The following is a 25,275-nucleotide window of genomic DNA, read 5'->3' on the forward strand; positions in this document are numbered from 1 at the left end:
CGCGGTTGAAAACAGAACGCCGCGGGCTTGAACGAAGGTGCGTTGACACCTGGAAATGGTGCGGAACAGATGAGCTTGCAACCAGGGAAGGTTGCGGCATCGGAGAGCACAGCCCGACAACAGAAGCAGTCAGGTTACCGGTAGGCTTTTACAAAAAACATGGCATTCGTCCTAAAAGCGGGCAGCGCGACGAACAACCGCGCTTTGCTGATGTGGCGTGCGCTACTGGGGAGAAAGCCGTTTCTCCATCGGACTAGTCACCGCCGCGTTCATCGCTCCTGCCATCTCCTACTGACACCACGCTGTCAGTAGCACCCCCGCACACTCCTTCTCACGCCATCCGGCGCTTTGCACGGCTTACCGCCATCCACAGGAGAGTGACATGTCCGCATCATCCAAAGTTGTTGCATGGTTCGAGATTCCGTCCGTCGATTTCGATCGCGCCGTCCGTTTCTATGAAGCGGCGCTCGACGTCAAACTGAATGTGCAGGAAATTGGCGGCCAGCCGATCGCCGTGTTCGGCTACGAGGAACCGGCCACCGGCGGCGCGATCGTCCATAGTCCGTCGATGACGCCCGCCAGCGACGGCGTGCTCGTCTATCTGAACGCGCAGCCGACCGTCGACGCCGCTCTCGCGCGCGTCGAGCAAGCCGGCGGCAAGACCGACGGCCCGGTGATCAAGCTGCCGCAAGACATCGGCTTCATCGCGTTCTTCACCGATACGGAAGGCAACCGCCTCGGCCTGCATTCGCGGACCAACGGTTAAACGCAACACAACGCTCGCTCGCGGCGGCCGGTGAGCGCCGCGCGCGAACGCCGACCGGAGCGCGGCATGCGGCGCTATCATCGCGGAACTGTCCCCGTCCTCTTCTACAAGACGCCCACGATGACGCGCCGCGCCGACCGCCTGTTCCAGATCGCCGAACTGCTGCGCGGACGGCGGCTGACCACCGCGCAACAACTTGCCGACTGGCTGCACATCTCGCTGCGCACGGTCTATCGCGACGTGCGCGACCTGCAACTGTCAGGGGTGCCGATCGAAGGCGAGGCCGGCATCGGCTACCGGCTGAGCCGCACGGCAAGCCTGCCGCCGCTCACCTTCACCGCCGACGAACTGGCCGCGCTCGCCGCGGGCGCGCGCATGCTCGAATCGTGGGGCGGCGCCGGCTTTGCGGGCGGCGCGCGCGGGGCGCTCGCCAAGATCGCCTCGGCCATGCCCGCCGACAAGCGTGCGGCATTGGAAAGGCTCGCCGTCTTCGCGCCGTCGTTTCACATCAAAGGGGATTTTTCCGCGCAGCTCGACGCGCTGCATCGCGCGATCGACACGCGGCATGTGGTGAGCTTTGCCTACGTCGATATGAACGGCGCGGCGACCGAGCGCCGCGTCTGGCCGCTCGCCCTCGCCTATTGGGGCGCGCGCTGGACGCTTGGAGCGTGGTGTGAATTGCGCGGCGATTTCCGCAATTTCGGCCTGGAGAAGATTCAGAATCTTCAGGTGCTCGAACAATATCCGGATCAGGAAGGAAGGCGGCTTGCAGACCTGCTGCGGCATGTGAATGCGAAGCCGCGATAGCGCCGCTGTATCGAACCGGTGGAGACCAAACCGCCTTTGAGCGAGAGGATTCCAGCAGACAAGCCAGCGGTTCGCGGCCGCTTGCAAGGCGGGCCGCGAACTTTGAGCATGCGGTTATTCCACCGCTTTCACCATATCTTCGATCACCTTCTTCGCATCGCCGAACACCATCATCGTCTTGTCCATGTAGAACAGGTCGTTGTCGAGCCCGGCGTAACCCGCGGCCATCGAACGCTTGTTGACGATCACCGTGCGCGCCTTGTACGCCTCGATGATCGGCATACCCGCAATCGCCGACTTCGGATCGGTCTTCGCCGCCGGGTTCACCACGTCGTTCGCGCCGAGCACCAGCACTACGTCGACCTGACCAAACTCGCCGTTGATGTCGTCCATTTCGTAGACCATGTCGTACGGCACTTCGGCTTCGGCGAGCAGCACGTTCATGTGACCCGGCATCCGTCCGGCAACAGGGTGAATCGCGTACTTCACCTCGATGCCCTTCTCCACCAGCTTGTCGGTCAGCTCCTTCAACGCATGCTGCGCGCGCGCGACTGCCAGACCATAACCCGGCACGATCACCACGGTTTCAGCATTGCCTAGCATGAACGACGCATCGTCCGCGGAGCCGGATTTCACCGGACGCTGCTCCGCCGACCCGCCCGCCGCAGCCGCGCCCGGCTCATTGCCGAAGCCACCGAGAATCACGTTGAAGAACGAACGGTTCATCGCACGGCACATGATGTACGACAGAATCGCACCCGACGACCCCACCAGCGAGCCCGCGATGATCAGCATCGGATTGTTCAGCGAGAAGCCGATGCCCGCCGCCGCCCAGCCCGAGTACGAGTTCAGCATCGACACCACCACCGGCATATCCGCCCCGCCGATCGGAATGATGATCAGCACGCCGAGCACGAACGCGATCAGCGTCATGATGATGAACGGCAGCCACGATTGCGTGAGGAAGAAGATCACGCCGAAGCCGAGCATCGCGAGCGCAAGCAGCAGGTTGATCAGATGCTGTCCCGCGTACACGACCGGCGCGCCCTGAAACAGCCGGAACTTGTACTTGCCCGACAGCTTGCCGAACGCGATCACTGAACCCGAGAACGTGATCGCGCCGACGAACGTGCCGATGAACAGCTCGACGCGATTGCCGTAAGGCAGAAAGCCCGGCGCGGTGTTCTCCGGATCAACAAGACCGAACGCGGCCGGCTCAGACACCACCGCATACGCAATGCACACAGCGGCAAGACCGATCAGCGAGTGCATGGCCGCGACCAGTTCCGGCATCTTGGTCATCTCGACGCGAGCGGCGACGAACGCGCCGACCGCACCGCCGACCACCAGCGCAGCCAGCAACAGACCCAGCCCCAACCCGAGATTCGAACCGAGCCCGTTAGCCTGCCTGACGATCAGCGCGATGGTTGTGAGGATCGCGATCGCCATCCCCGCCATGCCGAAGGTATTGCCGATGCGCGCCGTCTTCGGATTGGACAGCCCCTTGAGCGCCTGAATGAAACAGACCGACGCGATCAGATAAAGCAGCGTGACGACGTTCAGACTCATTACGCGTTCTCCTTGGCCGATTTGTCTGCGATCAGCTTCTTCGGCTCTTTCTTGCGGAACATCTCCAGCATTCGCCGGGTGACGAGAAAGCCGCCGAACACGTTCACTGCCGCGAGCGCGACCGCGAGCGTGCCGAAGAACTTGCCGGGCGTGCCCAAAGTGAGACCCGCGGCGAGCATCGCGCCGACGATCACGATCGCCGAGATCGCATTGGTCACGGCCATCAGCGGCGTGTGCAGCGCGGGCGTGACGTTCCAGACCACGTGGTAGCCGACATAAATCGCCAGCACGAAGATGATCAGGTTGATGACGGTGTGGTTGATGACTTCCATGTCCGCACTCTCCTCTTAGGCCTTGCGCGTGACTTCGCCGTCACGGGCCAGCAACGTGGCCGCGACGATATCGTCCGCGAGATCGATGTTCAGGGCGCCTTCCTTCGTGATGATCAGCTTGAGGAAGTCGAGCAGGTTTCGTGCGTAGAGCGACGACGCGTCGGCAGGCACCATTGAGGCCAGATTCGTATAACCGACAATGGTCACGCCGTGCTTGATGACGACCTTGTCCGTTTCGGTGAGCGGACAGTTGCCGCCGCGCTGGCCTTCGTATTCGGCGCCACGTCCTGCGGCAAGGTCGACCAGCACGGAACCGGGTTTCATCGCCTGCACGGTGTCGACCGAGATCAGCGTCGGTGCCGCGCGGCCCGGGATCAGGGCGGTGGAAATCACCACGTCGGCCTGTTTGGCGCGCTCGTGGACCAGCGCGGACTGACGCGCGAGCCAGGAAGGCGGCATCGGCCGTGCATAGCCGCCGACGCCTTGCGCGGCTTCGCGCTCCTCGTCGGTTTCGTAGGGCACGTCGAGAAACTTGGCGCCGAGCGATTCGATCTGCTCTTTTACCGCGGGACGCACATCGGAGGCTTCGATCACCGCGCCCAGGCGCTTGGCGGTCGCAATCGCCTGCAAACCGGCCACACCCGCGCCGAGAATCAGCACGCGGGCCGCTTTCACGGTGCCGGCGGCGGTCATCAGCATCGGCATGAAGCGCGGATAAAGCGTGGCGGCCAGTAGAACCGCCTTGTACCCCGCGATATTCGCCTGCGAGCTCAAAACGTCGAGGCTCTGCGCGCGCGTGGTGCGCGGCGCGGCCTCTAAAGCGAACGCCGTGACGCCCGCCGCTGCCAGCTTTGATGAGTTTTCGGTATTAAACGGATCGAGCATGCCGATCAGCGTCGCGCCGCGTTTAAGCAGCGGCAACTCGGCATCGGTCGGCGACTGGACCTTCAGGACGAGATCGGCGCCGAAAGCGGTCGCCGCGTCGACGATCTCCGCGCCGGCGGCCGTAAAGGCATCGTCTGGAAAGCTGGCGCCGGTGCCGGCGCCGCTCTGGATCGTGACCCGGTGGCCCTGGGTCACATACTTCTTGACCGTTTCGGGCGTCGCGGCGACGCGGGTTTCGTGCGCGCGCGTCTCGGCTGGCACTCCGATGTGCATCTTGTTCCTCCTCGACTTCCTGTTTTACGACAGATCGGCCGACGAGGCACGCCGGCTTGCAGGTGCAACGGCTAACGCCTCACTTTAACCGAAAGAGGGGGGTGCGCAGAAATCGGGGACAATCCGGGGTTGCACGGCGGACGGGGTCGGCCAGACCGCGCGCCGCCCGCTTCCCGGCAGGCGAGGCCCATAACCGGTAAAATGCGCACCCATGAAACCGGAAACCTGGCTGCCGCACGTCACCGTAGCGGCCATCGTCGAGCGTGACGGGCGCTTTCTCGTGGTGGAGGAACATACCGCCGACGGCCTGCGCCTGAACCAGCCCGCCGGCCATCTGGAAGCGGGCGAGACGCTGGTTGAAGCGGTGATCCGCGAAACGATCGAGGAAACCGCGCACCCGTTTGCGCCCGAGGCGCTGGTGGGCATGTATATGACCCATTTCGAGCGGCCCGGCAGCGAGGGCGTCACCTACCTGCGGTTCACGTATTGCGGCGCGGGCGGTGAAGCTGATCCACAGCGCGCCCTCGACCCCGACATCGTCCGCGCGTTGTGGATGAGCGCCGACGAATTGCGCGCCTGTCCGGAACGGCACCGCACGCCGCTCGTCATGCAATGTCTCGAAGATTATCTTGCGGGCCGGCGTTTCCCGCTCGACTTCGTGCACACGCATTCGGTCGGGCCGAAAAGATAGCCGCAACGCGCGGCCAACCCACGATCCATGAAGTCACGCAGCACCCAGTGAGCATCTTATGAGCAAGCAGAAAGTCGTAGTAGGCATGTCGGGCGGCGTCGATTCGTCGGTTACCGCATGGCTGCTGAAGGAACAGGGCTACGACGTGGTCGGCCTGTTCATGAAAAACTGGGAAGACGACGACGACAGCGAATACTGCTCGACGCGGCAGGACTGGATCGACGTGGTTTCGGTGGCGGACCTGATCGGCATCGACGTCGAAGCGGTCAACTTCGCCTCGGAATACAAGGACCGCGTGTTCGCCGAATTCCTGCGCGAATACTCGGCCGGCCGCACGCCGAATCCAGACGTGCTCTGCAACGCCGAAATCAAGTTCAAGGCGTTCCTCGATCACGCCATGTCGCTCGGCGCGGAGACCATCGCGACCGGCCACTATGCGCGCGTGCGCGAGAACAACGGCCGCTTCGAACTGCTGAAGGCGTTCGACCATACGAAAGACCAGTCGTATTTTTTGCATCGGTTGAATCAGGCGCAGTTGTCGAAGACGCTGTTTCCACTCGGCGAGATTCCGAAAACCAAAGTACGCGAAATCGCCGAGCAGATCGCGCTGCCCAATGCGAAGAAGAAAGACTCGACCGGCATCTGCTTTATCGGCGAACGGCCATTCCGCGACTTTCTGAACCGCTATCTGCCGACCAAGCCGGGCCCGATGAAAACCACCGACGGCAAAGTGGTCGGCGAACACATCGGCCTCGCGTTCTACACGTTCGGCCAACGCAAGGGCATCGGCCTCGGCGGCAGCAAGGACGGCAGCGGCGAGCCGTGGTTCGTGGCCGGCAAGGACATTCCGTCGAACACGCTGTATGTCGCCCAAGGCCACGATCACTCGTGGCTGCTCAGCCATACGCTGTCCGCGGGCAACACGAGCTGGGTGGCGGGCGAGCCGCCGGCGGACGGCTTCGCGTGCGCCGCGAAAACCCGTTACCGGCAAGCGGATGCGCCGTGCACGTTTAGCAGCGCGGGCAGCGGCGAAGGTCTCTTCGAGCTGAATTTCGACGCGGCGCAATGGGCTGTCACACCGGGGCAATCTGCGGTGCTCTACGATGGCGACGTGTGCCTCGGCGGCGGCATCATCGAACATGCGGTCACCGGACAGCCGGTCGCGCGCGAGCCGCAAAAAGCGGCGTTGCTGAACGCCCGTTGAGCTTCGCGTCCGATCGCGCGGCAACACAGCGTGGCGCCACACGTCGCAACTTCACGTTTCGACCTGCGCGGCGCGTGGCATCCACGCGCTCGCTCTTCCAGCCGCAGCTAGCTTCGCCATAACAAGCAGTCGTTCGTTTTCCTTCGCGGCGGATTCCGTCTGTGCCGGCAGCGCAGGCGATCCCGCCGTGACGATCCTCACTGCACTGGAGTTCCCATGTTTTCTCGACGTTATCTGGCCATGTGGTGCGCAGCCGTGCTGTTCGCTGTCTGCGCGGCGTTGGCCGGCACGCATCACATCTCATGGTTCTGGATCATCGTGCCGCTTGCGCTGGTCGCGCTCGGCCTGTTCGACCTGACGCAGCAGCGCCACGCGATCCTGCGCAACTATCCGCTGTGGGGCCACTTCCGCTTCCTGTTCGAATTCATCCGCCCGGAAATCCGCCAGTATTTCGTCGAAGGCGACACCGACGAAAAACCGTTCTCACGCGCCCAGCGCAGCATCGTCTATCAGCGCGCGAAGAACGACGTCGACAGCCGCCCGTACGGCACCGAACTCGACGTCAAAGCGACCGCGCACGAATGGATCAGCCACTCGCTCGCGCCGACCACGCTCGAGAATCACGACTTCCGCATCGTCGTCGGCCCGGATCGCGCGCAGCCTTATTCCATGTCGATCTTCAACGTCTCGGCGATGAGCTTCGGCTCGCTGTCGGCGAACGCGATCATGGCGCTGAACCTCGGCGCGAAGAAAGGCAATTTCGCGCACGACACCGGCGAAGGCTCCATGTCAAAGTATCACCGCGAGCACGGCGGCGACATCATCTGGGAAATCGCTTCGGGCTACTTCGGCTGCCGCAACGACGACGGCAGCTTCAGCGCGGAGAAGTTCGCGAAGCAGGCCGCCGAGCCGCAAGTGAAGATGATCGAGGTGAAGCTCTCGCAAGGCGCGAAGCCAGGTCACGGCGGCGTGCTGCCGGCCGCCAAGATCACACCGGAAATCGCGGAGACGCGCGGCGTGCCGATGGGCCGCGACTGCATCTCGCCGGCCACGCACTCCGAGTTCTCGACGCCGCGCGGCCTGCTCGAATTCGTCGACCGGCTGCGCACGCTGTCGGGTGGCAAGCCGACCGGCTTCAAGCTGTGTATCGGACATCCGTGGGAGTTCTTCGGCATTGCCAAGGCAATGCTGGAGACGGGCATCCTGCCGGACTTCATTGTCGTGGACGGCGCGGAAGGCGGCACGGGCGCAGCGCCGCTCGAATTCACCGATCACGTCGGCGTGCCGTTGCAAGAGGGCCTGCTGCTGGTGCACAACACGCTGGTCGGCATCGGCTTGCGGCAACGTATTCGTATCGGCGCGAGCGGCAAGATGATCACCGCGTTCGACATCACCAGGACGCTCGCGATCGGCGCGGATTGGGTCAATGCTGCACGCGGCTTCATGTTCGCGGTGGGCTGCATCCAGGCGCAGACCTGCCATACGGGGCGCTGCCCAACCGGCGTCGCGACGCAGGACCCCGTGCGCCAGCGCGCGCTGGCGGTCCTCGACAAGTCCGACCGCGTGTTCAACTTCCATCACAACACGCTGCACGCGCTGAAGGAGATCATTCAGGCCGCGGGGCTGAAGCATCCGGCGGAACTGCGCGCGCATCACATCGTGCGGCGCGTGTCGTCGCATGAAGTGCGGTTGATGTCGGAACTGCTGAAGTATCTCGAACCGAACGATCTGCTCAACGGCAACCATCGCTACTCGTTATTTGAGAAGTACTGGCCGATGGCGCAGAGCGATTCGTTCTCGCCGAAGGTGGAGTTGGCGGCGACCTGAGCCGGCGGCCGACATGGCCTGCAAGACGCACGATCGAAGACGAAGGGCCGCCACGCGCGGCCCTTTGCTGTCTAGAGCACATTTGAACTCCCGTCCGACCCCGCAAAACGGACACCCCCCTCCCTTTCCGTTAAAATCGACGGTTTAGCACTTCGCTCCACGGCCAGCCCCGCGCGCTTCGGCGCTCACGGCGCGGCCTCATGCCCGAAAGGCACTTCATGCTCACGTTTCAGCAAATCATCCTGACAATGCAGTCCTATTGGGACAAGCAGGGTTGCGCGTTGCTCCAGCCGATCGACATGGAAGTCGGCGCGGGCACGTCCCACGTCCACACCTTCCTGCGCGCGGTCGGCCCGGAGCCGTGGCGCGCGGCGTACGTGCAACCGTCGCGCCGTCCGAAAGACGGCCGCTACGGCGAGAACCCGAACCGTCTGCAGCATTACTATCAGTACCAGGTGGTGCTCAAGCCGGCGCCGGAAAATATCCTCGAACTGTACCTCGGCTCGCTCGAAGCTCTCGGCTTCGACTTGAAGCAGAACGATGTGCGCTTCGTCGAGGACGACTGGGAAAATCCCACGCTCGGCGCCTGGGGTCTGGGTTGGGAAGTGTGGCTGAACGGCATGGAAGTGACCCAGTTCACGTACTTCCAGCAAGTGGGCGGTCTGGATTGCAAACCGGTGCTCGGCGAAATCACGTACGGGCTGGAACGTCTCGCCATGTATCTGCAGAAGGTCGAGAACGTCTATGACCTCGTCTGGACCGAGTGGGAAGAGCAAGGCCCGAACGGCCCGGAACTGCGTCGCCTGACTTATGGCGACGTGTACCACCAGAACGAAGTCGAACAGTCCACTTATAACTTCGAATACGCGAACGTCGAGCTGCTGTTTTCGATCTTCAACAGCTACGAGGCCGAAGCGAAGCGCATGATCGAAGCGCAGATCGCGTTGCCCGCCTATGAGCTCGTGCTAAAGGCCGGCCACACGTTCAACCTGCTCGACGCACGCGGCGCCATTTCGGTCACGGAGCGCGCGGCATACATCGGCCGCATTCGCGCGCTGTCGAAGCTGGTCGCGCAGGCCTACTACGATTCGCGTGAAAAGCTCGGCTTCCCGATGCTCGGCAATCCGGTGCACGGCGTGCCCGGCCTCACGACCGACGAACAGGACGCCGCGATGCCCGCATGGGCGCCGCCGCTGAAAGTCGAACGCAAGATCGATCCGGACTGACGAGAACATCAAGAAATGACTCAACCCCACCAAGCTACCCTGCTCGTCGAGCTGCTGACCGAAGAACTGCCGCCGAAAGCGCTCGCGCGTCTCGGCGACGCCTTCGCGGAAGGCATTGCGCAGCGCCTCGCGGCGCGCGACCTGGTCGAAGGCGAACTGTCGTTCGAACGTTATGCCACGCCGCGCCGCCTCGCTGTCACGATCAAGAACGTGCGCGCGGTCGCGCCGGAAAAACACGTGCGGGAGAAAGTGCTGCCGGTTTCCGTCGCGCTGGATAAAGACGGCCAGCCCACCGCGCCGCTCGCCAAGAAACTCGCCGCGCTCGGCTTCCCCGATTTTTCGGTGAGCGACCTGGAGCGCGCGCAGGACGGCAAGGCCGAGGCCTTCTTCCTGCGCTATGCCGCACCCGGTGCCACGCTCGCCGACGGCCTGCAAAGCGCGCTCGACGAAACGCTCACCAAGCTGCCGATTCCGAAGTTCATGACGTATCAGCGCCCGGACGGCACCAACGTGCAGTTCGTGCGTCCGGCGCATCGCCTCACCGCACTGCATGGCGAACAGGTCGTGCCGGTGAGCGCGCTCGGCATCGACGCCGACGACACCACGCTCGGCCATCGTTTCCTGTCCGAAGGTTTCGTGCAGATCCAGCATGCGGACTCGTACGCCGAAACGCTGCTGCACAAAGGCCACGTGGTGGCAAATTTCGCCGACCGCAAGGAAACCATCCGCACGCAACTGCTCGCGCAAGCCGACGGCGATCAGGTGGTGATGCCGGAATCGCTGCTGGACGAAGTGACGTCGCTGGTCGAATGGCCGGTGGTGTACGCATGCCGTTTCGAGGACGAATTCCTGCAGGTGCCGCAGGAATGCCTGATCCTCACCATGCAGACCAACCAAAAATATTTCGCGCTGACCGATGCGAACGGCAAGCTGCGCTCGCGCTTCCTGATCGTGTCGAACATCGAAACGTCCACGCCGGGCGATATCGTCGAAGGCAACGAACGCGTGGTGCGTCCGCGTCTGGCGGACGCGAAGTTCTTCTTCGAGCAGGACAAGAAGAAGCCGCTCGCGGATCGCGTGCCGCTGCTCGCGAACGTCGTGTATCACAACAAGCTGGGCTCGGCGCTGCAACGCGTGGAGCGAGTCGAAGCGCTGGCCGGCGCGATTGCCGAACTGATCGGCGCGGACGTGGCGCTCGCGAAGCGCGCCGCGCGTCTGGCCAAGGCCGACCTGATCACCGACATGGTGGGCGAATTCCCCGAGTTGCAAGGCACCATGGGCACGTACTACGCGCGCCACGACGGCGAGCCGGAAGAAGTCGCGCTCGCGTGCTCGGAACATTATCAGCCGCGTTTCTCAGGCGATGCGTTGCCCACCACCGCGACCGGCACCGTCGTCGCGCTGGCCGACAAGCTCGAAACGCTGGTCGGCATCTGGGGCATCGGCCTGCAACCCACCGGCGAGAAAGACCCGTTCGCGTTGCGCCGTCACGCGCTCGGCGTGCTGCGCATTCTGGTGGAGAAGCAACTGCCGGTCGATCTCGTCGAACTGCTGCGCACCGCTTATGCGCAATTCGCCGCAGTGCCGAACGTGACCGATTCGACGCAAGCCATTTACGAGTTCAGCATGGACCGTCTGCGCGGCCTGCTGCGCGAACGCGGCTATGCGCCGGGCGAAATCGACGCGGTGCTGGCGCTGAACCCCACGCGTCTCGACGACATCGTCGCGCGGCTGGATGCCGTGCGTGAATTCGCGGCGTTGCCGGAAGCGGCCTCGCTCGCGGCGGCCAACAAGCGCATCTCGAACATCCTGAAGAAGTCGGAAGGCGCGGCGACCGGCGGCGTGCAGGTCACGCTGCTCGTCGAAGCGGCGGAAAAAGCCCTTCATGCACAACTTGAACAGGTGGCGCCGCGCGTGCAATCGCAACTCGCCGCGCGCGACTACACAGGTGCGCTAACCGCGCTCGCCGCGTTGCGCGAACCGGTCGACACGTTTTTCAACGACGTGATGGTCAACGCTGAAGATCCGGCGTTGCGCGCCAACCGTTTGGCTTTGCTCGGCGCACTGCATCAGCAGATGAATTGCGTCGCCGACATTTCCCGACTCGCCGCCTGAGCCCCCAGCCATGCCGATGCCGACAAAAAAAGTGGTGATCCTCGACCGCGACGGCGTGATCAACGTCGACTCCGACGCGTTCATCAAGTCGCCGGACGAATGGGTGGCACTGCCCGGTTCGCTCGAAGCCATCGCGCGTCTGAACCAGGCCGGCTATCGCGTGGCGATCGCCACCAACCAGTCGGGCATCGGCCGCGGCCTGTTCGATATGAACGCGCTCAACGCGATGCATCTGAAGATGCATCGCATGGCGGCGGCGGTCGGCGGCCGCATCGACGCGGTGTTCTTCTGCCCGCATACGTCGGAAGATCACTGCGAGTGCCGCAAGCCGAGGCCCGGCATGCTGAAGATGATCAACGAGCGTTTCGAGGTCGATCCGGAGCACACGCCGGTGGTCGGCGACTCTCTGCGTGATCTGCAAGCAGGCGCGTCGCTCGGCCATCCGCCTCATCTGGTGCTGACCGGCAAGGGCCGCAAAACGCTGGATGCCGGCGGCTTGCCCGACGGTACGATCGTCCACGACGACCTGCGTGCCTTCGCGCTCGACTTCCTCGCCGACGCTCAAGAGTGACGCGCGCCGCGCGCGTCCCCAACCCTCACTGACCACGCCGATGCGCTTCATTCGTTCTTTGCTTCTGCTGATCTATTTCGTTCTGTTCACGGTGCCGTACGCGACTGCATGCTTCATCGCATTCCCGTTCATGCGCGCCGACAACCGCTACTGGATGGCGGCCGGCTGGTGCCGCGCGACGCTGCATACGGTGCGCTGGCTCAACGGTATCCGCTACAACATCGAAGGCTTCGAGAATCTGCCCGATGGTCCCGCCGTACTGCTCTCCAAGCATCAATCGGCCTGGGAAACGCTGGCATTTCCGGCGTTGATGCCTCGGCCGCTGTGCTACGTGTTCAAGCGCGAACTGCTGTACGTGCCTTTCTTCGGTTGGGCGCTCGGCATGCTGAAGATGGTTCATATCGATCGCAAGGAAGGCAAGTACGCGTTCGAGTCGGTGATCAGGCAAGGCAATGCGCGCATGGCTGAAGGCGCCTGGGTCATCATGTTTCCGGAAGGCACGCGCACGCCCACCGGCAAGCAAGGCAAGTACAAAACCGGCGGTGCGCGTTTCGCGACGGCCACCGGCGCGCCGGTCGTGCCGATTGCGCACAACGCAGGACGTGTGTGGCCTCGCAACTCGTTTCTCAAATATGCGGGTATAGTCACAGTGTCGATCGGCAAGCCGATCGAGACGACGGGGCTCACGCCCGATGAAGTGAACACGCGCGTCGAACAGTGGATCGAAGCTGAAATGCGTCGCATCGATCCTACTGCGTACCGCGCGGCGGAAAGCAGTTCCGCCGCCGCACCAATCTGACGCGCCCACGCCCTCGAAGGCGTATTTGCGCGAAGCCGAATCCGATGCAGAAGTTTCCTACGCCGCAGCCCGCTGCGGCGCTCGATAACCGGCAACTCGATCTCCCGCTCTTCGCCGAGCCGGGGTCGACGTCGTCGTCCCCGTCACCTTCCGCGCCGACGCCAGGCGCTTCGCAGAACTCGCCAGGGAGCCAGCAGCCGGCCGTGCCGCTCGCGCCGGATGGCAGCAAGCTGCGCAGCCTCGCGATCGGCTCGCGCACGCTCCACTACGCGCTCAAGCGTTCGGCACGCCGCTCGATCGGCTTCGCGATCGACAGCACGGGTCTCACGATCACCGCGCCGCGCTGGGTCACGCTCGCCGATATCGAAACCGCGATCACCGAAAAGCAGCGCTGGATTTTCACGAAGCTGATCGAGTGGCAGACGCGTGTCGAACAACGCGCGTTGCCAAAGGTCGATTGGAAAGATGGCGCCGAAGTCCCGTATCTCGGTCAGCCCGTGCGAGTGAAACTCGGCGCGCCGCAAGGCATGCTCGCGTTCAGCGCGGAAGATGCGGCGCTGCAAGTGCCGCTGCCCTTGCAAGCGGATCCACAGCAGATCAAGGATCGCGTGCAAGGCTGGCTGCAGGGTGAGGCGAAGCGGCTGTTCGGCGAGCGCCTCGCGATTTACGCGGAGAAACTGGGCGTGAACTATCGCGCGTACGCGCTTTCGTCAGCGGCGACGCGTTGGGGCAGTTGTTCGAGTGACGGCAAGATTCGCCTGAACTGGCGGCTGATTCACTTCCCGCTTTCCATCATCGATTACGTCGTCGCGCACGAACTCGCGCATCTGCGCGAAATGAATCACAGCCCGCGCTTCTGGCAAACAGTGGAATCGATTTTTCCGGAGTTTCGCGAAGCGCGGCAGACGCTGAAGTCGCATCCGCCGGAATTGTTGCCTACGCTTTAACGCCTCTTTCACGCCTCGTTCACGCCTCTTTCACGCCTCTTTCACGCCTTGAAAACCGGCGCTTCGATTTCAAACCGAAGCGCCGGTTTGTCACACACTTCAGCTCATTCCGAGCACAAAGTTTCCTGCAGATGACGCCACGTCACCTTGCCGTGCGCGTCGAGATCCATCACCGCCGTGGAGCGCCGCACGTTCGCGTTGCCGGAACTGTCGCGCTGATACTCGCGATATTTCACCACCGCCCCTGACGGATACTCGGCGACGATCTCCCTGTCGCGGATCGTGATTTGCGAGCCTGGACGCGCGCCGTGCAGCTTCGAGAAAATCTCGCGCACGCCGGCGTGATCCAGTGCGACGCCCGACGTCATGACCAGCGAGAATTGCGGGGCGAAGCGCGCCATGATTCGCGGCAGCGCGCCTTCATCGGCGGAACCGTCGAACAGGGCCTGAATTTCGACGTGGATCTCGTCGAGTTCTTTGAAGTAGGGATTGATGTTATTCATTGTTTGACCTCGCCCTGCCGCCGGCCTTATTTCTTCTTCTGGATGAACTCGATCTTGTAGCCGTCCGGGTCCGTGACGAAAGCGATCACGGTCGTGCCGTGTTTCATCGGGCCGGCTTCGCGCACGACCGTGCCGCCTTGTGCCTTGATCTTGTCACAGGCGGCGTAGGCGTCTTCCACTTCGACGGCGAGGTGGCCAAAGCCGGTGCCGAGATCATACGAAGGCGTGTCCCAGTTATGGGTGAGTTCGAGCACGGTGCCGTCGCGTTCATCTTCGTAACCGACGAATGCCAGCGTGAATTTGCCGTCCGGATAGTCTTCGCGGCGCAGCAGTTTCATGCCGAGCAATTCGGTGTAGAAGGCAATCGAACGATCCAGGTCGCCGACCCGAAGCATGGCGTGAAGCAGGCGCATTTGTGCACTCCCTGTTGCGTGGTAACGAGACCGTCAATGTACCCGGAATCCCGCGGCGTTGCAGGGCGTGCCACTTTGAATCAGTACTCAGAACTGATGCCGCAGGCCTGCCATCAGGCCGATCTGCGAGCCCTTCTGCGCGAGTCCCACGCCGTTGACGCCCTGCAGCTGCGCGCCGATCAGACCGCCGCGGTACAGCGAATAATCGCCTTCCACGTAGACGTCCGTGCGGCGGGACAGGTTGTAGTCGGCGACCAGTTGATATTGCCAGGCCGAGCCGTCCTGCGCAGCGGACTTGCCGTCCTGCAAGGTGCGCCAGACGTTCGCGGCGAAGTGCCATTTATTGCTGACCTGTTGCGAGATGCCGCCCATGATCATGCGGCGCCGCGCGAAGTCCGTGTACTTGAGCGCCGCCAGCACGGGCGCGGTAAATGGCCCGTTTGCGAAATTCGAAAAGCCCGCGTCGTTCTGATTGACGATGTAGCCGGCGGAAAAACGCGTCAGATTCCACGTGTACGCGCCGCCGAATGTCCATGTCTTCGCGGCCGCGCCGTTGACCGAATCTTTCGACACTTCGTACGCGCCGCCGAGGCTGAATGGACCGCCTACCGGCTTATAAGCCGCCGCCGCGCCGATCTGACTGCCATAAGAATTGCCGGCGTTGCCGCCGAATGCGTAGCCGGCCGCGAATGTGAAGCCGTTATATCTCGCCTGATATTGCACCTGGTTACTGGTCCAGATGCCGCCCGTCATGGTGATTTCAGGTTGAAAACTGAAGTCGTACGGGATCCACCAATTGCTGCCGTAGCCGGCCACCGTGACCCCTTCGATCACGACGTTGTATTGCCGCCCGAGAATGATCTGGCCGTACGAATCCGATCGCACGCCGACCTGTGCTTCATTGAAGAATGGCAGCGTGGGATCGCTTTGGCCGCTATTGATGTAGATGCGGTTTTCGAGCTTGAAGAAAGTGGACCAGCCGCCGCCGAGATCCTCGACGCCCTTCAGCCCCCAGCGGCTCTGCGTCATGCCGCCCGTGCCGAGTCCGATCGACGAATCGCCGGCCTTGTTGACGTGAGTCAGGTAGCGCACGCTTTCGTCGACCACGCCGTACAGCGTCACACTGGATTGCGCGTGCGCCCACTGACACCCCAACGACGCCAATGCCGCGGGTACCGCGACCGCTGCCCACCTGCCTACGTTCTTCATAGCTTCTCCTCGTACAGGCTCCGCGTCGCGCGGATCGAGTTCGTCTGCTTGGAATTTCCCTGACAAAACGTTAGTGGCAGAACCTTAGCGCGAAACGCGGGCCGTGCGAAATTAGTCTGAGGCAGGTGTTGTTAAGTCGGCAAAAACGCTTGCGGCCTCGCTTGCGGGCTGAAAGAAGCACGCGTAGCCAATGGGGTCATCGGCGGGCGGCGTGGGCAGGTTTGCTATCGTACGAGCTGTTTCCGACTCGACACCGCCCATGAGCACCTCCGCCCTGCCCGCGCGCCGCACCCCGGATAGCTTCGCCATCCTGTTGATGATCGGCCTGTGCGCGATCTGGGGCCTCCAGCAAGTCGCGATCAAAAGCACCAATGCGACAGTGCCGCCGGTCTTCCAGGCCGGCCTGCGTTCGGCGATTGCGTCGGTGCTGGTGTGGGCCTGGGCGCGCTCACGCGGCACGCCGCTCTTTCGCGACGACGGCACCCTGGGCGCCGGCCTGCTCGCGGGCGTGCTGTTCGCGGGCGAGTTCGTGTGCATTTTTCTCGGCCTGACGCTGACCAGCGCGTCGCGCATGGCGGTCTTTCTGTACACCGCACCGTGTTTCACGGCGCTCGGCCTGCACTGGTTCGTCGACGGCGAGCGCATGCGGCGGATTCAGTGGGCCGGTATCGTCGTGGCGTTCGCGGGCATCTCGCTCGCTTTTGCGGACGGGTTCCTGCACGGCCGCGCCGCCGGCGGCTCATTGCTCGCCGGTGTCGCGGGCGACGCGCTCGGAGTGCTGGGCGGCATCACGTGGGCCGCGACAACCGTGGTGGTGCGCGCCACGCGGCTCGCTCAATCGAGCGCCAGCAAGACGCTGTTTTATCAACTGATGGTGTCGGCGGTGGTGCTGCTCGCGCTTGCGCTCGGACTCGGCCAGGCACATGTCGAAACCGTCACGCCGCTGACCGTGGTGAGCCTCGCGTATCAGGCGGTGATCGTGGCGTTCGTCAGCTATCTGCTGTGGTTCTGGTTGCTGACGCGCTATATCGCGTCGCGTCTGTCGGTGTTTTCGTTTCTCACGCCGCTGTTCGGCGTGACCTTCGGCGTGCTACTGCTCGGCGAGTCGTTCAGTCTGCGCTTTCTGATGGCCGCCGTCCTGGTGTTGACCGGCATTGCGCTGGTGAACGCACCGGCAAAACGCGTGACGGGCTAGAGCATCGCGTCATTCGAGACCGCAGTCTCGCTACTCCGCCAAGGCCTAGGCTTTGGCCGCCACGATCTGCGCCACGCGCACGTATTCGTCGACCGGCACGTCTTCGGCGCGGCGTTGCAGGTCGAACCCAAGCGCCTCGAAATCCACCGAATCACGATACGCGGCGAGCGTGTTGCGCAACATCTTGCGACGCTGCGAGAACGCAGCCGTCACCACTTCGCCGAGCACGCGCTCATCCACCGGCGCCAACTCATGCAGCTCGTACGGGATCATCCGCACGATCGCCGAATCCACTTTTGGCGGCGGGTTGAATGCTTCGGGCGGCACGTCGAGTTGCTTGTCGATCACGTAGCGGTATTGCAGCATCACCGAGAGACGGCTGAACGCCTTGGTGCCCGGCTCCGCCACCATCCGCTCGACCACTTCGTTCTGCAACATGAAGTGCTGATCGATCACGCGATGCGCGAACGACGTCAGATGAAACAGCAGCGGGCTCGAAATGTTGTACGGCAAATTGCCGACAATGCGCAGCGACGCTTTCTCGCCTGGCGCGGCCAGCGAGCCGAAGTCGAACGCGAGCGCGTCGCCGGCGTGCAGTTCGAGCAGGCCGCCGAATTTCGTCTTCAGACGGCCGATCAGATCGCGGTCCAGTTCGACGGCGTGCAAGGGCGCTTCCGGCGTGGCCAGACGCTCGATCAGCGGTTCGGTGAGTGCGCCGAGACCCGGCCCGATCTCGACCATACGCTCGCCGCGTTGCGGCCGGATGACATCGACGATCGAATCGATCACGCCCATGTCGACCAGAAAGTTCTGACCGAAACGCTTGCGCGCGATATGACCTTGGTGCCGGCCCTGTTGCTGTCTGCTGGTGGACATCGAAGAAACGCTAAGAAAGAGAACTGCTTAAGAAAAAGGACTGGCTGAGCGGCGCGCACTTGCCGAATGCGCCCGGAGCGCTCGCCAAGCCGCATACGCTGCTGCCAGCGGCAGGATACACGCGAGCACAACAGCACGGCAGCGCCGAGTCAGCCCGCGCGGCGGTGCTGCGCCATCGACACCGCCGTCTCGATCGCCGCGATCATGCTGCCCGCGTCGGCGCGGCCGGTGCCGGCCAGATCGAGCGCGGTGCCGTGATCGACCGAGGTGCGGATGATCGGCAATCCGAGCGTGACATTGATGCCTTCGCCGAACGTGGCGTACTTCAACACCGGCAAGCCCTGATCGTGGAACATGGCCAGCACGCAATCGGCCTCGTCCAGATAACGCGGTTGGAACAGCGTGTCGGCCGGGTATGGACCGCGCGCGTCGATGCCTTGAGCCTCCGCGAGCTTCAGCGCCGGCGTGATGACCTCGATTTCCTCGCGGCCCAGATAACCGTTTTCGCCCGCGTGCGGGTTCAACCCCGTCACGAGGATGCGCGGCGCGGGCAAGCCGAAGTGATGCCGCAAATCGTGATCGATAATGCGCAGCGTCTCGACAATGCCTTCGACGGACAACGCCGCAGACACATCCTTGAGCGGCAGATGCGTGGTCGCCAGTGCGACGCGCAACGGGCGCTTGCCCGTGCCGGCCAGCATCATCACCACGCGCGGCGTATGCGTGCGCTCGGCCAGATATTCGGTGTGACCGGTGAACGGCACGCCGGCATCGTTGATGGTGCTCTTTTGCAGCGGCGCGGTGACGATGGCGTCGAACGTGCCCGCTACCGCGCCGTCGATCGCGCTGTCGAGCAGGTCGAGCACGTAGCGGCCGTTGGCCGCGTTGAGCTTGCCCGCAACGGCAGGCGCTCCGAGCGGCCGGTGCTGCACGCGCACGCGCTTGCCGTCCGCCGTCAGCGCGCTCCAGTCCACACCCACGGCGCGCGCGCGTTCGGCGAGCAGGTCTGCGTCGCCCAGCACGGTGAACTGCGCGTGGGGCCAATGCGCCGCCGCGCCCGCCAATGCCTGCACCGTCAGTTCGGGACCGACACCGGCGGGCTCGCCGGTCGTGATCGCGATCTGCAACGGTGGGCGGGCGGACTGGGTGGCGCTTGTCATGACGGTTATTGCGTGCTCGACAGAGTGGGCTTCACTTCCACATACGCGGTGTCGCGCAGTTCGCGCAACCAGTCGGCGTAGGCCTGTTCCGCCTTGCGCTGACCGATGGCCTGGCGCGCCAGATCCATCTGCTGCGAAACCGAACCCTCGGATTCGCGGCGGCCCAGCACCTGAATCAGGTGATAGCCGTATTCGCTGCGGACCGGATCGCTGATCTGGCCGTCCTGCAGGTTGTTCATGGCGCGCTCGAATTCCGGCACCGTCTCGCCCGGGCTGATCCAGCCGAGGTCGCCGCCTTGCGACGACGAACCGTCTTGCGAGTAAGTATGCGCGAATTTCGAGAAGTCGCCGCCTGCAGCGATTTCTTTCTTGATTTCAAGCAGTTTCTGACGCGCTTGCGGTTCCGACATGCCGTCGCCGACGCGCAGCAGAATGTGGCGCACGTGCGTTTGCACGAGCTTCGGCGCATCCGAGCTTGTGCCTTGGCCCGCACGGCGATCGACCAGACGCACGATTTCGAAGCCGTCGTTGGTGCGGATCAGATCCGGATTGACTTCGCCGGGACGCATCGTCGAGACAGCCTTGACGACTTCAGCCGGCAGCTTGGACGGCGAAACGAAACCGATATCGCCGCCTTTCGATGCATCCGGCGCCTGCGAATTCGACTTCGCCAGCTTGTCGAAATTGGCGCCGCCCCTGGCTTCGGCGAGCAACGCCTGGGCCTTCTGCTGCGCCGCTTCGATATCCGTCTCCGACGCGTTCAACGGCGCCTTCAGGAAAATGTGCTGCAGATGCAGGTCGCTCGTCGCGCCGGCGTTCGGGCCACGCTGACTGGCGATGTAGTTCGCGACTTCGGCGTCCGACACCGTGACCTTGCTGTCCACTTCCTTCTCGCGCAGGCGCGAGAGCGTGAGTTCGGTGCGCGCGTCGCTGGTGAACGTGCTCCAGGGCACCCCTTGCGCCTCGATGCGCGAGCGGTACACGTCGAGCGACAGGTTGTTCGCCGCGGCCAGCCGTTCGAGCGTTTTCTGCACGGTGGCGTCGTCGATGTTGATGTTGTCTTCTTTCGCCTTCTGCAACTGGATGCGTTCCAGCACCATCTGGTTGAGCACCTGCTGACGCAACTGGTCCATCGGCGGGACCGGCGCGTTCTGCTGGTTCAGGCGGCGGGTGATCAGGCTCATGCGTTCGTCGAGCTCGCGCCGCGTGATGACACCGTTGTTGACCACTGCGGCAATGGTGTCGACCGTCTGGCCGCTACTGCCGCCCAGCGCCTGCGCCTGCACCGGCGCGACCGACAGGAAAGACGCCGCGGCGGCAAGACCGGCCGCAAGCGTTGCCAAGCGAAGCTTTTTCATGATTGCCACAGATACTCCAATGATGTCGGGCGCGCCTGGCCCGTCTTTTCGCACTTTATAAATGATCGGGCGAGCGTCATTCGTAATTGGTGAAACGCGATTCCGGCGGCGGCGGCGGCGGCAACGGCGTATAGCCCGCCACGCTGGCGCGGAATGCGCTCATCAGCCCGTTGTCGACGCTCGACAAGCCCTTGAACGTCAACTGCGCGAGGAACCGCGTGCTCGACTGATTCTGCCCCGAGGTGTTCAGACCGTTCGCGTAGCGCTGGATCCCCGCGCCGAGCGTCCAGCAATCGGCGTCGTACTGCAGGCCGACCAGACCGTCGACGATGCGATGACCGCCCAGGTCGTAATTGAAACGGCCCACGCCAAACACCCGATGCGTGAGCGGCCATTGCCCCGAGATCAGCACCTGATTGATCGGCTGGTTGTCCAGCGTGGTGTTCGCGCGGGTGTAACGGTACCCGACGTTGATCACCTTGCCGGTGGCGGGACTGAACCCGAAGCCGATGCTCGTCTTCACCAACTGGTTGTTGTCGGCATTATATTGGAACGCCGTTTCCGAAGCGAAACCAGCGCCGAGCTTGAACGACGCACCCGCGATCAGGTCCGAATGCGTGGCCTGCGTGCTGGTCTGCGTAGGCTGCAGCGTGACGCGCTGGTCCTGGAAATAGTACTGCTGCGCGATCACGAAACGCGCCCGCTCGTCGCCCGTGGCCGCGTCGATGAAGCGCGTGGTGAGAGCGGCCGTCAGGCGGTTCGCGTCGGCGATCCGGTCATTGCCGACAAAGGTGTTCGGCGTGAAGATTTCCGCCAGGCCGAAGTCGGAGTCGGCGGTGTCGAACAGCGGCGCGGATTCCTGATTGCGATACGGCGTGTACACGTAATACAGGCGCGGCTCGAGCGTCTGGATGTAATCCTGGCCGAAGATGCGCACCGAACGGTCGAAGATCAGGCCCGTGTCGAAGGTGAACGTCGGGATCGATTCGGTGAAATTCTTCGGCGTGCCGATCGGCACGTCGTCGTGAATATTGCGCAGGTTGTACGACGCGAAGTGCCACTGCACCTTTGGCGTGACGAAGTAACCCGGCCCGACCACGGAATACGCAAGGTACGGGTTGAACATCACCCGCTGACCTTCGGTCTGGTCCGCGGTGGTGATGGTGAAATTCGTGTAGTCGGCTTCCGCGCCGTAGTCGAAGCCGCCGACGTTGTACTTCGCGTACTTCACGTTCAACTGCGGCTCGCGGCCGTACGGCGCCGTTGAAGGCGCCAGCGTCTGCCAATGCTGTTCACGCGCGAGCACAGACCACGGACCGTTGCTGTAGGTCAACCCGGCTTCCTGTTGATACAGGAGCTGGGTACCGTTCATGAACTGACTGACCGACGACGACAGGTCTTCCGGATACGTGTTGTCCGAAACCTTGTTGTAGTAAATGTAGCCGCCGAACCCGTTGCCGAAGTTCTGGTTGTGCTGGATATACAGCGCGTAGCGGTTGGTCTTGGTCAGATGATCGTCCGGCAGGAACTCGCCGGTGATCGAGCCGGAATACGTGGGCGACAGATAACGGAACGTGGACTGCAACTGCACGCCGCGCTTGGAGATCACACGCGGCGTAACCGTCAGATCGCGATTCGGCGCGATATTGAAGTAATACGGCACCGACAGTTCGAAGCCGTTCGACGAACTCAGCGAGAACGTGGGCGGCAGAACCCCGCTGCGCCGCTCGCCCGAAAGCGGAAACGACAGCCAGGGCGAAGCGAACACCGGCACGCCCTGGAAGAACAGCACGCCGTTGTGGGCGACGCCCTCGTCCGCGCCGGTATCGAAGTCGAACTCGCTGCCCCTGATGTACCAGGCCGGATCGTCCGCGCACGCGCAGGCCGTGTAAGTGCCCTTCGTGAACACCGAGCGCTCGTTGTCGAGCAGGTCGACGCGCTCCGCGCTGCCCGAGCCGCCCGTCACGTTGAAGTGGTACTTCGGCGCGGTCATGAAACCTTCGCTCGAATCCACGCGCATGTGCGCTTCCGGGCCGACGAACGAACTGCCGTTGTTGACCACGTGGACCTGGCCGTACGCATCGGCCATGTCCGTGTCCTGATCGTAGTGCAGCGCGTCGGCCTTGATCACGACCGTATTGCGACGCACCTCGGCCGAGCCCTTGGCGGCCATGTCCTGGTCGCTGGTGCCGGTGGTCGCGTCGCCGAGCACGAACGTGGCTGGCTTCTGGCCCGTCTGCAACGGATGGTCTTCGAGCTGCGGGGCGAGTTGCATGCCCCAGGGCGCGTCGATAGGTTGCGGCTGCGCGGCTTCCCCCACCAACTGGGCGTGCGCAAGCGCGGGCATCAGGCCCGGAACGGCGATCAACGCCGCGACGAGCCGCCTTTTGCGCGGCACAACAGCACAAGAGGGAGTCGTTTGGGAAAGCTGTCTAGGCGGCATGTATCGTTTGGCGAATCGGCTCGTCCGTCAGCATCTGCAGTCACGGTCCACCGCCTGCACATCCCGACCGTGACAGTCGGCTGCACATCAATATTTACAATCTGTTGAACGATGAGGCGGGCGGTAAAGCGGAATACGCGAAAAGCTGGCGTGAGCCGCGTCAAAAAAGTCGTGGGGTATTATATGGCAAGACGTTGCCCCTCTGAATTTGCCGCCGGTTTTCATGACGCTGCCCCCATTCCAAGACTCCACCGATACCCGTCTCGACCTGCTCAAAGCCTGGCTGAAAGGCCACGCGGCGCGCTATTCGCTCGAGCTCGCCACACTTGTTCCGGCTTCGTCCGACGCCAGTTTTCGCCGCTATTTCCGGCTCGCCGGTAAGGCGGCGGAAGGCGAAAGCAACGGCACGCTGATCGCCGTCGATGCCCCGCCACCCGAAAAGTGCCGCGAATTCGTGCAGGTCGCGCAGTTGCTCGCGGCCGCCGACGTGCACGTGCCGCATGTGCTGGAGGTCGATTTCGAGGCCGGCTTCATGCTCGTCACCGATCTGGGCACGGCCTCGTACCTCGGCGCGCTGACCGAGGCGCAGAACACGGACGACCCGCGCCGCGCCCGCTCGCTGATGCGCGACGCGCTCGACGCGCTGATCCGCTGGCAACTCACCTCGCGCGAAGACGTACTGCCACCGTTCGACGAAGCCTTCCTGCGCCGCGAGATGGAGTTGATGCCGGAGTGGTTCCTCGGCCGCCATCTGGGCCGCGGGACGGACGAACAAGCGGACGAAAAAATCCGTGGCGTGCTCGATCGCACCTTTGCGCTGCTGATCGCGAGCGCCCGCGCGCAACCGCAAGTGTTCATGCTGCGCGACTTCATGCCGCGCAATCTGATGATCGCCGCCGAACCGAATCCCGTGAACCCCGGCGTGCTGGACTTCCAGGACGCGGTATACGGCCCGATCACCTACGACGTCGCCTCGCTGTTGCGCGACGCGTTTCTGAGCTGGGACGAAGAGTTCGAGCTGGATTGCTTCGTGTATTACTGGGAACGGGCGAAAAAAGCCGGCCTGCCGGTCGATCCCGATTTCGGCGAGTTCTACCGCCAGATCGAATGGATGGGTCTGCAACGGCACATCAAAGTGCTGGGCCTGTTTTGCCGGATCAACTATCGCGACGGTAAACCGCACTACATGAAGGACCTGCCGCGTTTCATCGGCTACGCGCGCAAGGTCGCCGAGCGCTATGCCCCGCTGCGTCCGTTCGCGAAGCTCCTCGACGATCTCGAAGGCCGCGCGAATGAAGTCGGCTACACCTTCTGACCGATGACGATGTCCCTGAAGAAAGCGATGATTTTCGCCGCCGGTCGCGGCGAGCGCATGCGTCCATTGACCGACACATGCCCCAAGCCTTTGCTCGACGTGGGCGGCAAGCCGCTGATCGTGTGGCAGATCGAACGGCTCGCGCAGGCGGGCTTTCGCATCATTGTGATCAACCACGCATGGCTCGGCGAGCAGATCGAAGCCTCTCTCGGCGACGGTTCACGCTGGCAAGTCCAGTTGCGCTATTCGGCGGAACGCGAGGCGCTGGAGACCGCGGGCGGCATCGTGCAGGCATTGCCGCTGCTCGAAGATCACGGCGCGAGCGAAGTGTTCGTCGCGGTCAGCGGCGACGTCTACGCCGACTTCGATTACGCGACGCTGAATGCACACGCCGAAAGATTGCAGGCCTTGCCCGAGCCGGGCATGCATCTGGTGATGGTGCCGAACCCGGCGTTTCATCCGAACGGCGACTTTGGTCTGGTGGACGGCGGCGTGCTCTCGCTCGACGCCCAGCCGCGCTTCACGTTTGGCAACATCGGTCTGTACGACACGCGCATGTTCCGCGATCTGCCACTCGGCACGCGGCGCGCGCTCACGCCGTACTATCGCGACACGATTGCTGGCGGTCTCGCGAGCGGCGAGTTGTACGAGGGCTTGTGGGAGAACGTCGGCACGCCGGCGCAGTTGGGTGAACTGGATCAGCGTTTGCGCGTGCCCGACGGCGGGCGCTAGAAGTTCGGCGTTCGGCGTTCGGCGCTCGGCGCTCGGCGCAAGAATTTCGCGCAGCATCG

23 protein-coding genes are annotated in these 25,275 nt (G+C 63.5%); 13 read left to right on the forward strand and 10 right to left on the reverse strand.

The window, feature by feature from the left end:
• Window positions 1-382 precede the first annotated feature (382 nt).
• On the forward strand, window positions 383-766 hold the full coding sequence (locus B0G73_RS14835; protein WP_106281946.1) for a VOC family protein: 384 nt from the start codon (window positions 383-385) through the stop codon (window positions 764-766).
• Between the two features lie 66 nt (window positions 767-832).
• Window positions 833-1,573, forward strand: a complete 741-nt coding sequence (locus tag B0G73_RS14840; protein ID WP_106282302.1) for a YafY family protein — start codon at window positions 833-835, stop codon at window positions 1,571-1,573.
• Between the two features lie 114 nt (window positions 1,574-1,687).
• On the opposite strand, the gene B0G73_RS14845 is transcribed toward B0G73_RS14840, so the two are convergent.
• The 3 genes from B0G73_RS14845 to B0G73_RS14855 are packed head-to-tail and all read right to left on the reverse strand — an operon-like array spanning window position 1,688 to window position 4,632.
• Complete coding sequence (locus B0G73_RS14845) at window positions 1,688-3,142, reverse strand: NAD(P)(+) transhydrogenase (Re/Si-specific) subunit beta (protein WP_106281948.1); 1,455 nt, start codon at window positions 3,140-3,142, stop codon at window positions 1,688-1,690.
• Window positions 3,142-3,474: an NAD(P) transhydrogenase subunit alpha gene (locus tag B0G73_RS14850; protein WP_106281949.1), complete on the reverse strand. Its 333-nt coding sequence runs from the start codon at window positions 3,472-3,474 to the stop codon at window positions 3,142-3,144. The genes B0G73_RS14845 and B0G73_RS14850 overlap by 1 nt, the downstream gene beginning before the upstream one ends.
• 15 nt (window positions 3,475-3,489) lie before the next feature.
• Window positions 3,490-4,632: a Re/Si-specific NAD(P)(+) transhydrogenase subunit alpha gene (locus tag B0G73_RS14855; protein ID WP_106281951.1), complete on the reverse strand. Its 1,143-nt coding sequence runs from the start codon at window positions 4,630-4,632 to the stop codon at window positions 3,490-3,492.
• 211 nt (window positions 4,633-4,843) lie between these two features.
• Here B0G73_RS14855 and B0G73_RS14860 point away from each other — a divergent pair, with 211 nt between their 5' ends.
• The 8 genes from B0G73_RS14860 (at window position 4,844) to B0G73_RS14895 (ending at window position 14,012) form a co-directional block, all read left to right on the forward strand.
• Entirely contained in the window at window positions 4,844-5,323 is a 480-nt protein-coding gene (locus tag B0G73_RS14860) for an NUDIX hydrolase (protein ID WP_106281953.1), read from the forward strand.
• 58 nt (window positions 5,324-5,381) lie between these two features.
• Window positions 5,382-6,527, forward strand: coding sequence for a tRNA 2-thiouridine(34) synthase MnmA (gene mnmA, locus B0G73_RS14865; protein WP_106281955.1), 1,146 nt, complete (start codon window positions 5,382-5,384; stop codon window positions 6,525-6,527).
• 216 nt (window positions 6,528-6,743) lie between these two features.
• Window positions 6,744-8,354, forward strand: a complete 1,611-nt coding sequence (locus B0G73_RS14870; protein WP_106281957.1) for an FMN-binding glutamate synthase family protein — start codon at window positions 6,744-6,746, stop codon at window positions 8,352-8,354.
• Window positions 8,355-8,572: 218 nt separating this feature from the next.
• A complete protein-coding gene (glyQ, locus tag B0G73_RS14875; protein WP_106282303.1) occupies window positions 8,573-9,580 on the forward strand; it encodes a glycine--tRNA ligase subunit alpha in 1,008 nt (335 codons plus the stop codon).
• 15 nt (window positions 9,581-9,595) lie between these two features.
• Window positions 9,596-11,695 (forward strand): glycine--tRNA ligase subunit beta, encoded by a 2,100-nt coding sequence (gene glyS, locus B0G73_RS14880; RefSeq protein ID WP_106281959.1) that lies wholly within the window; start codon window positions 9,596-9,598, stop codon window positions 11,693-11,695.
• Between the two features lie 16 nt (window positions 11,696-11,711).
• Window positions 11,712-12,266 (forward strand): D-glycero-beta-D-manno-heptose 1,7-bisphosphate 7-phosphatase, encoded by a 555-nt coding sequence (gmhB, locus tag B0G73_RS14885; RefSeq protein WP_106282304.1) that lies wholly within the window; start codon window positions 11,712-11,714, stop codon window positions 12,264-12,266.
• Between the two features lie 40 nt (window positions 12,267-12,306).
• The gene (locus B0G73_RS14890) at window positions 12,307-13,065 is read left to right on the forward strand and encodes a 1-acyl-sn-glycerol-3-phosphate acyltransferase (RefSeq protein ID WP_106281961.1); all 759 of its coding nucleotides are present in this window, start codon (window positions 12,307-12,309) and stop codon (window positions 13,063-13,065) included.
• A 44-nt stretch (window positions 13,066-13,109) separates the two neighbouring features.
• A complete protein-coding gene (locus B0G73_RS14895) occupies window positions 13,110-14,012 on the forward strand; it encodes a M48 family metallopeptidase (protein ID WP_106281963.1) in 903 nt (300 codons plus the stop codon).
• 104 nt (window positions 14,013-14,116) lie between these two features.
• Here B0G73_RS14895 and B0G73_RS14900 read toward each other — a convergent pair whose 3' ends face one another.
• The 3 genes from B0G73_RS14900 to B0G73_RS14910 all read right to left on the reverse strand — a co-directional run bounded on the left by B0G73_RS14900 (window position 14,117) and on the right by B0G73_RS14910 (window position 16,137).
• Window positions 14,117-14,515, reverse strand: a complete 399-nt coding sequence (locus B0G73_RS14900) for a hypothetical protein (RefSeq protein WP_106281964.1) — start codon at window positions 14,513-14,515, stop codon at window positions 14,117-14,119.
• Between the two features lie 26 nt (window positions 14,516-14,541).
• On the reverse strand, window positions 14,542-14,928 hold the full coding sequence (gloA, locus tag B0G73_RS14905; protein WP_106281966.1) for a lactoylglutathione lyase: 387 nt from the start codon (window positions 14,926-14,928) through the stop codon (window positions 14,542-14,544).
• Between the two features lie 87 nt (window positions 14,929-15,015).
• Window positions 15,016-16,137 carry a porin gene (locus B0G73_RS14910; protein ID WP_106281968.1) on the reverse strand — a complete coding sequence of 374 codons (1,122 nt, stop codon included), beginning with the start codon at window positions 16,135-16,137 and terminating at the stop codon, window positions 15,016-15,018.
• A gap of 259 nt (window positions 16,138-16,396) precedes the next feature.
• On the opposite strand from B0G73_RS14910, the gene B0G73_RS14915 reads away from it, so the two are divergent.
• A complete protein-coding gene (locus tag B0G73_RS14915) occupies window positions 16,397-17,332 on the forward strand; it encodes a DMT family transporter (protein WP_106281970.1) in 936 nt (311 codons plus the stop codon).
• Window positions 17,333-17,377: 45 nt separating this feature from the next.
• Here the strand turns inward: B0G73_RS14915 and rsmA are convergent, their stop codons facing one another.
• The 4 genes from rsmA to B0G73_RS14935 all read right to left on the reverse strand — a co-directional run bounded on the left by rsmA (window position 17,378) and on the right by B0G73_RS14935 (window position 23,169).
• Window positions 17,378-18,208 carry a 16S rRNA (adenine(1518)-N(6)/adenine(1519)-N(6))-dimethyltransferase RsmA gene (rsmA, locus tag B0G73_RS14920; RefSeq protein WP_012431739.1) on the reverse strand — a complete coding sequence of 277 codons (831 nt, stop codon included), beginning with the start codon at window positions 18,206-18,208 and terminating at the stop codon, window positions 17,378-17,380.
• Between the two features lie 149 nt (window positions 18,209-18,357).
• A complete protein-coding gene (gene pdxA, locus B0G73_RS14925; protein WP_106281971.1) occupies window positions 18,358-19,368 on the reverse strand; it encodes a 4-hydroxythreonine-4-phosphate dehydrogenase PdxA in 1,011 nt (336 codons plus the stop codon).
• A 5-nt stretch (window positions 19,369-19,373) separates the two neighbouring features.
• On the reverse strand, window positions 19,374-20,735 hold the full coding sequence (locus B0G73_RS14930) for a peptidylprolyl isomerase (RefSeq protein ID WP_106281973.1): 1,362 nt from the start codon (window positions 20,733-20,735) through the stop codon (window positions 19,374-19,376).
• Between the two features lie 67 nt (window positions 20,736-20,802).
• Window positions 20,803-23,169, reverse strand: a complete 2,367-nt coding sequence (locus B0G73_RS14935) for an LPS-assembly protein LptD (RefSeq protein WP_106281975.1) — start codon at window positions 23,167-23,169, stop codon at window positions 20,803-20,805.
• A 223-nt stretch (window positions 23,170-23,392) separates the two neighbouring features.
• On the opposite strand from B0G73_RS14935, the gene B0G73_RS14940 reads away from it, so the two are divergent.
• Both B0G73_RS14940 and murU read left to right on the forward strand, forming a co-directional pair.
• Window positions 23,393-24,484 (forward strand): aminoglycoside phosphotransferase family protein, encoded by a 1,092-nt coding sequence (locus B0G73_RS14940; protein WP_106281977.1) that lies wholly within the window; start codon window positions 23,393-23,395, stop codon window positions 24,482-24,484.
• A 3-nt stretch (window positions 24,485-24,487) separates the two neighbouring features.
• On the forward strand, window positions 24,488-25,216 hold the full coding sequence (gene murU / locus B0G73_RS14945; protein ID WP_106281979.1) for an N-acetylmuramate alpha-1-phosphate uridylyltransferase MurU: 729 nt from the start codon (window positions 24,488-24,490) through the stop codon (window positions 25,214-25,216).
• The last annotated feature ends 59 nt before the right edge of the window (window positions 25,217-25,275 follow it).

The organism is Paraburkholderia sp. BL25I1N1 (assembly GCF_003002025.1).
Taxonomy (GTDB): Bacteria; Pseudomonadota; Gammaproteobacteria; order Burkholderiales; family Burkholderiaceae; genus Paraburkholderia.

Bases quoted from the DNA above. Each gene is read 5' to 3' on its own strand.
- B0G73_RS14835 (WP_106281946.1), top strand. From the start codon at position 383: ATGTCCGCATCATCCAAAGTTGTTGCATGGTTCGAGATTCCGTCCGTC.
- B0G73_RS14840 (WP_106282302.1), top strand. From the start codon at position 833: ATGCGGCGCTATCATCGCGGAACTGTCCCCGTCCTCTTCTACAAGACG.
- B0G73_RS14845 (WP_106281948.1), bottom strand. From the start codon at position 3,142: ATGAGTCTGAACGTCGTCACGCTGCTTTATCTGATCGCGTCGGTCTGT.
- B0G73_RS14850 (WP_106281949.1), bottom strand. From the start codon at position 3,474: ATGGAAGTCATCAACCACACCGTCATCAACCTGATCATCTTCGTGCTG.
- B0G73_RS14855 (WP_106281951.1), bottom strand. From the start codon at position 4,632: ATGCACATCGGAGTGCCAGCCGAGACGCGCGCGCACGAAACCCGCGTC.
- B0G73_RS14860 (WP_106281953.1), top strand. From the start codon at position 4,844: ATGAAACCGGAAACCTGGCTGCCGCACGTCACCGTAGCGGCCATCGTC.
- mnmA (WP_106281955.1), top strand. From the start codon at position 5,382: ATGAGCAAGCAGAAAGTCGTAGTAGGCATGTCGGGCGGCGTCGATTCG.
- B0G73_RS14870 (WP_106281957.1), top strand. From the start codon at position 6,744: ATGTTTTCTCGACGTTATCTGGCCATGTGGTGCGCAGCCGTGCTGTTC.
- glyQ (WP_106282303.1), top strand. From the start codon at position 8,573: ATGCTCACGTTTCAGCAAATCATCCTGACAATGCAGTCCTATTGGGAC.
- glyS (WP_106281959.1), top strand. From the start codon at position 9,596: ATGACTCAACCCCACCAAGCTACCCTGCTCGTCGAGCTGCTGACCGAA.
- gmhB (WP_106282304.1), top strand. From the start codon at position 11,712: ATGCCGACAAAAAAAGTGGTGATCCTCGACCGCGACGGCGTGATCAAC.
- B0G73_RS14890 (WP_106281961.1), top strand. From the start codon at position 12,307: ATGCGCTTCATTCGTTCTTTGCTTCTGCTGATCTATTTCGTTCTGTTC.
- B0G73_RS14895 (WP_106281963.1), top strand. From the start codon at position 13,110: ATGCAGAAGTTTCCTACGCCGCAGCCCGCTGCGGCGCTCGATAACCGG.
- B0G73_RS14900 (WP_106281964.1), bottom strand. From the start codon at position 14,515: ATGAATAACATCAATCCCTACTTCAAAGAACTCGACGAGATCCACGTC.
- gloA (WP_106281966.1), bottom strand. From the start codon at position 14,928: ATGCGCCTGCTTCACGCCATGCTTCGGGTCGGCGACCTGGATCGTTCG.
- B0G73_RS14910 (WP_106281968.1), bottom strand. From the start codon at position 16,137: ATGAAGAACGTAGGCAGGTGGGCAGCGGTCGCGGTACCCGCGGCATTG.
- B0G73_RS14915 (WP_106281970.1), top strand. From the start codon at position 16,397: ATGAGCACCTCCGCCCTGCCCGCGCGCCGCACCCCGGATAGCTTCGCC.
- rsmA (WP_012431739.1), bottom strand. From the start codon at position 18,208: ATGTCCACCAGCAGACAGCAACAGGGCCGGCACCAAGGTCATATCGCG.
- pdxA (WP_106281971.1), bottom strand. From the start codon at position 19,368: ATGACAAGCGCCACCCAGTCCGCCCGCCCACCGTTGCAGATCGCGATC.
- B0G73_RS14935 (WP_106281975.1), bottom strand. From the start codon at position 23,169: ATGCCGCCTAGACAGCTTTCCCAAACGACTCCCTCTTGTGCTGTTGTG.
- B0G73_RS14940 (WP_106281977.1), top strand. From the start codon at position 23,393: ATGACGCTGCCCCCATTCCAAGACTCCACCGATACCCGTCTCGACCTG.
- murU (WP_106281979.1), top strand. From the start codon at position 24,488: ATGACGATGTCCCTGAAGAAAGCGATGATTTTCGCCGCCGGTCGCGGC.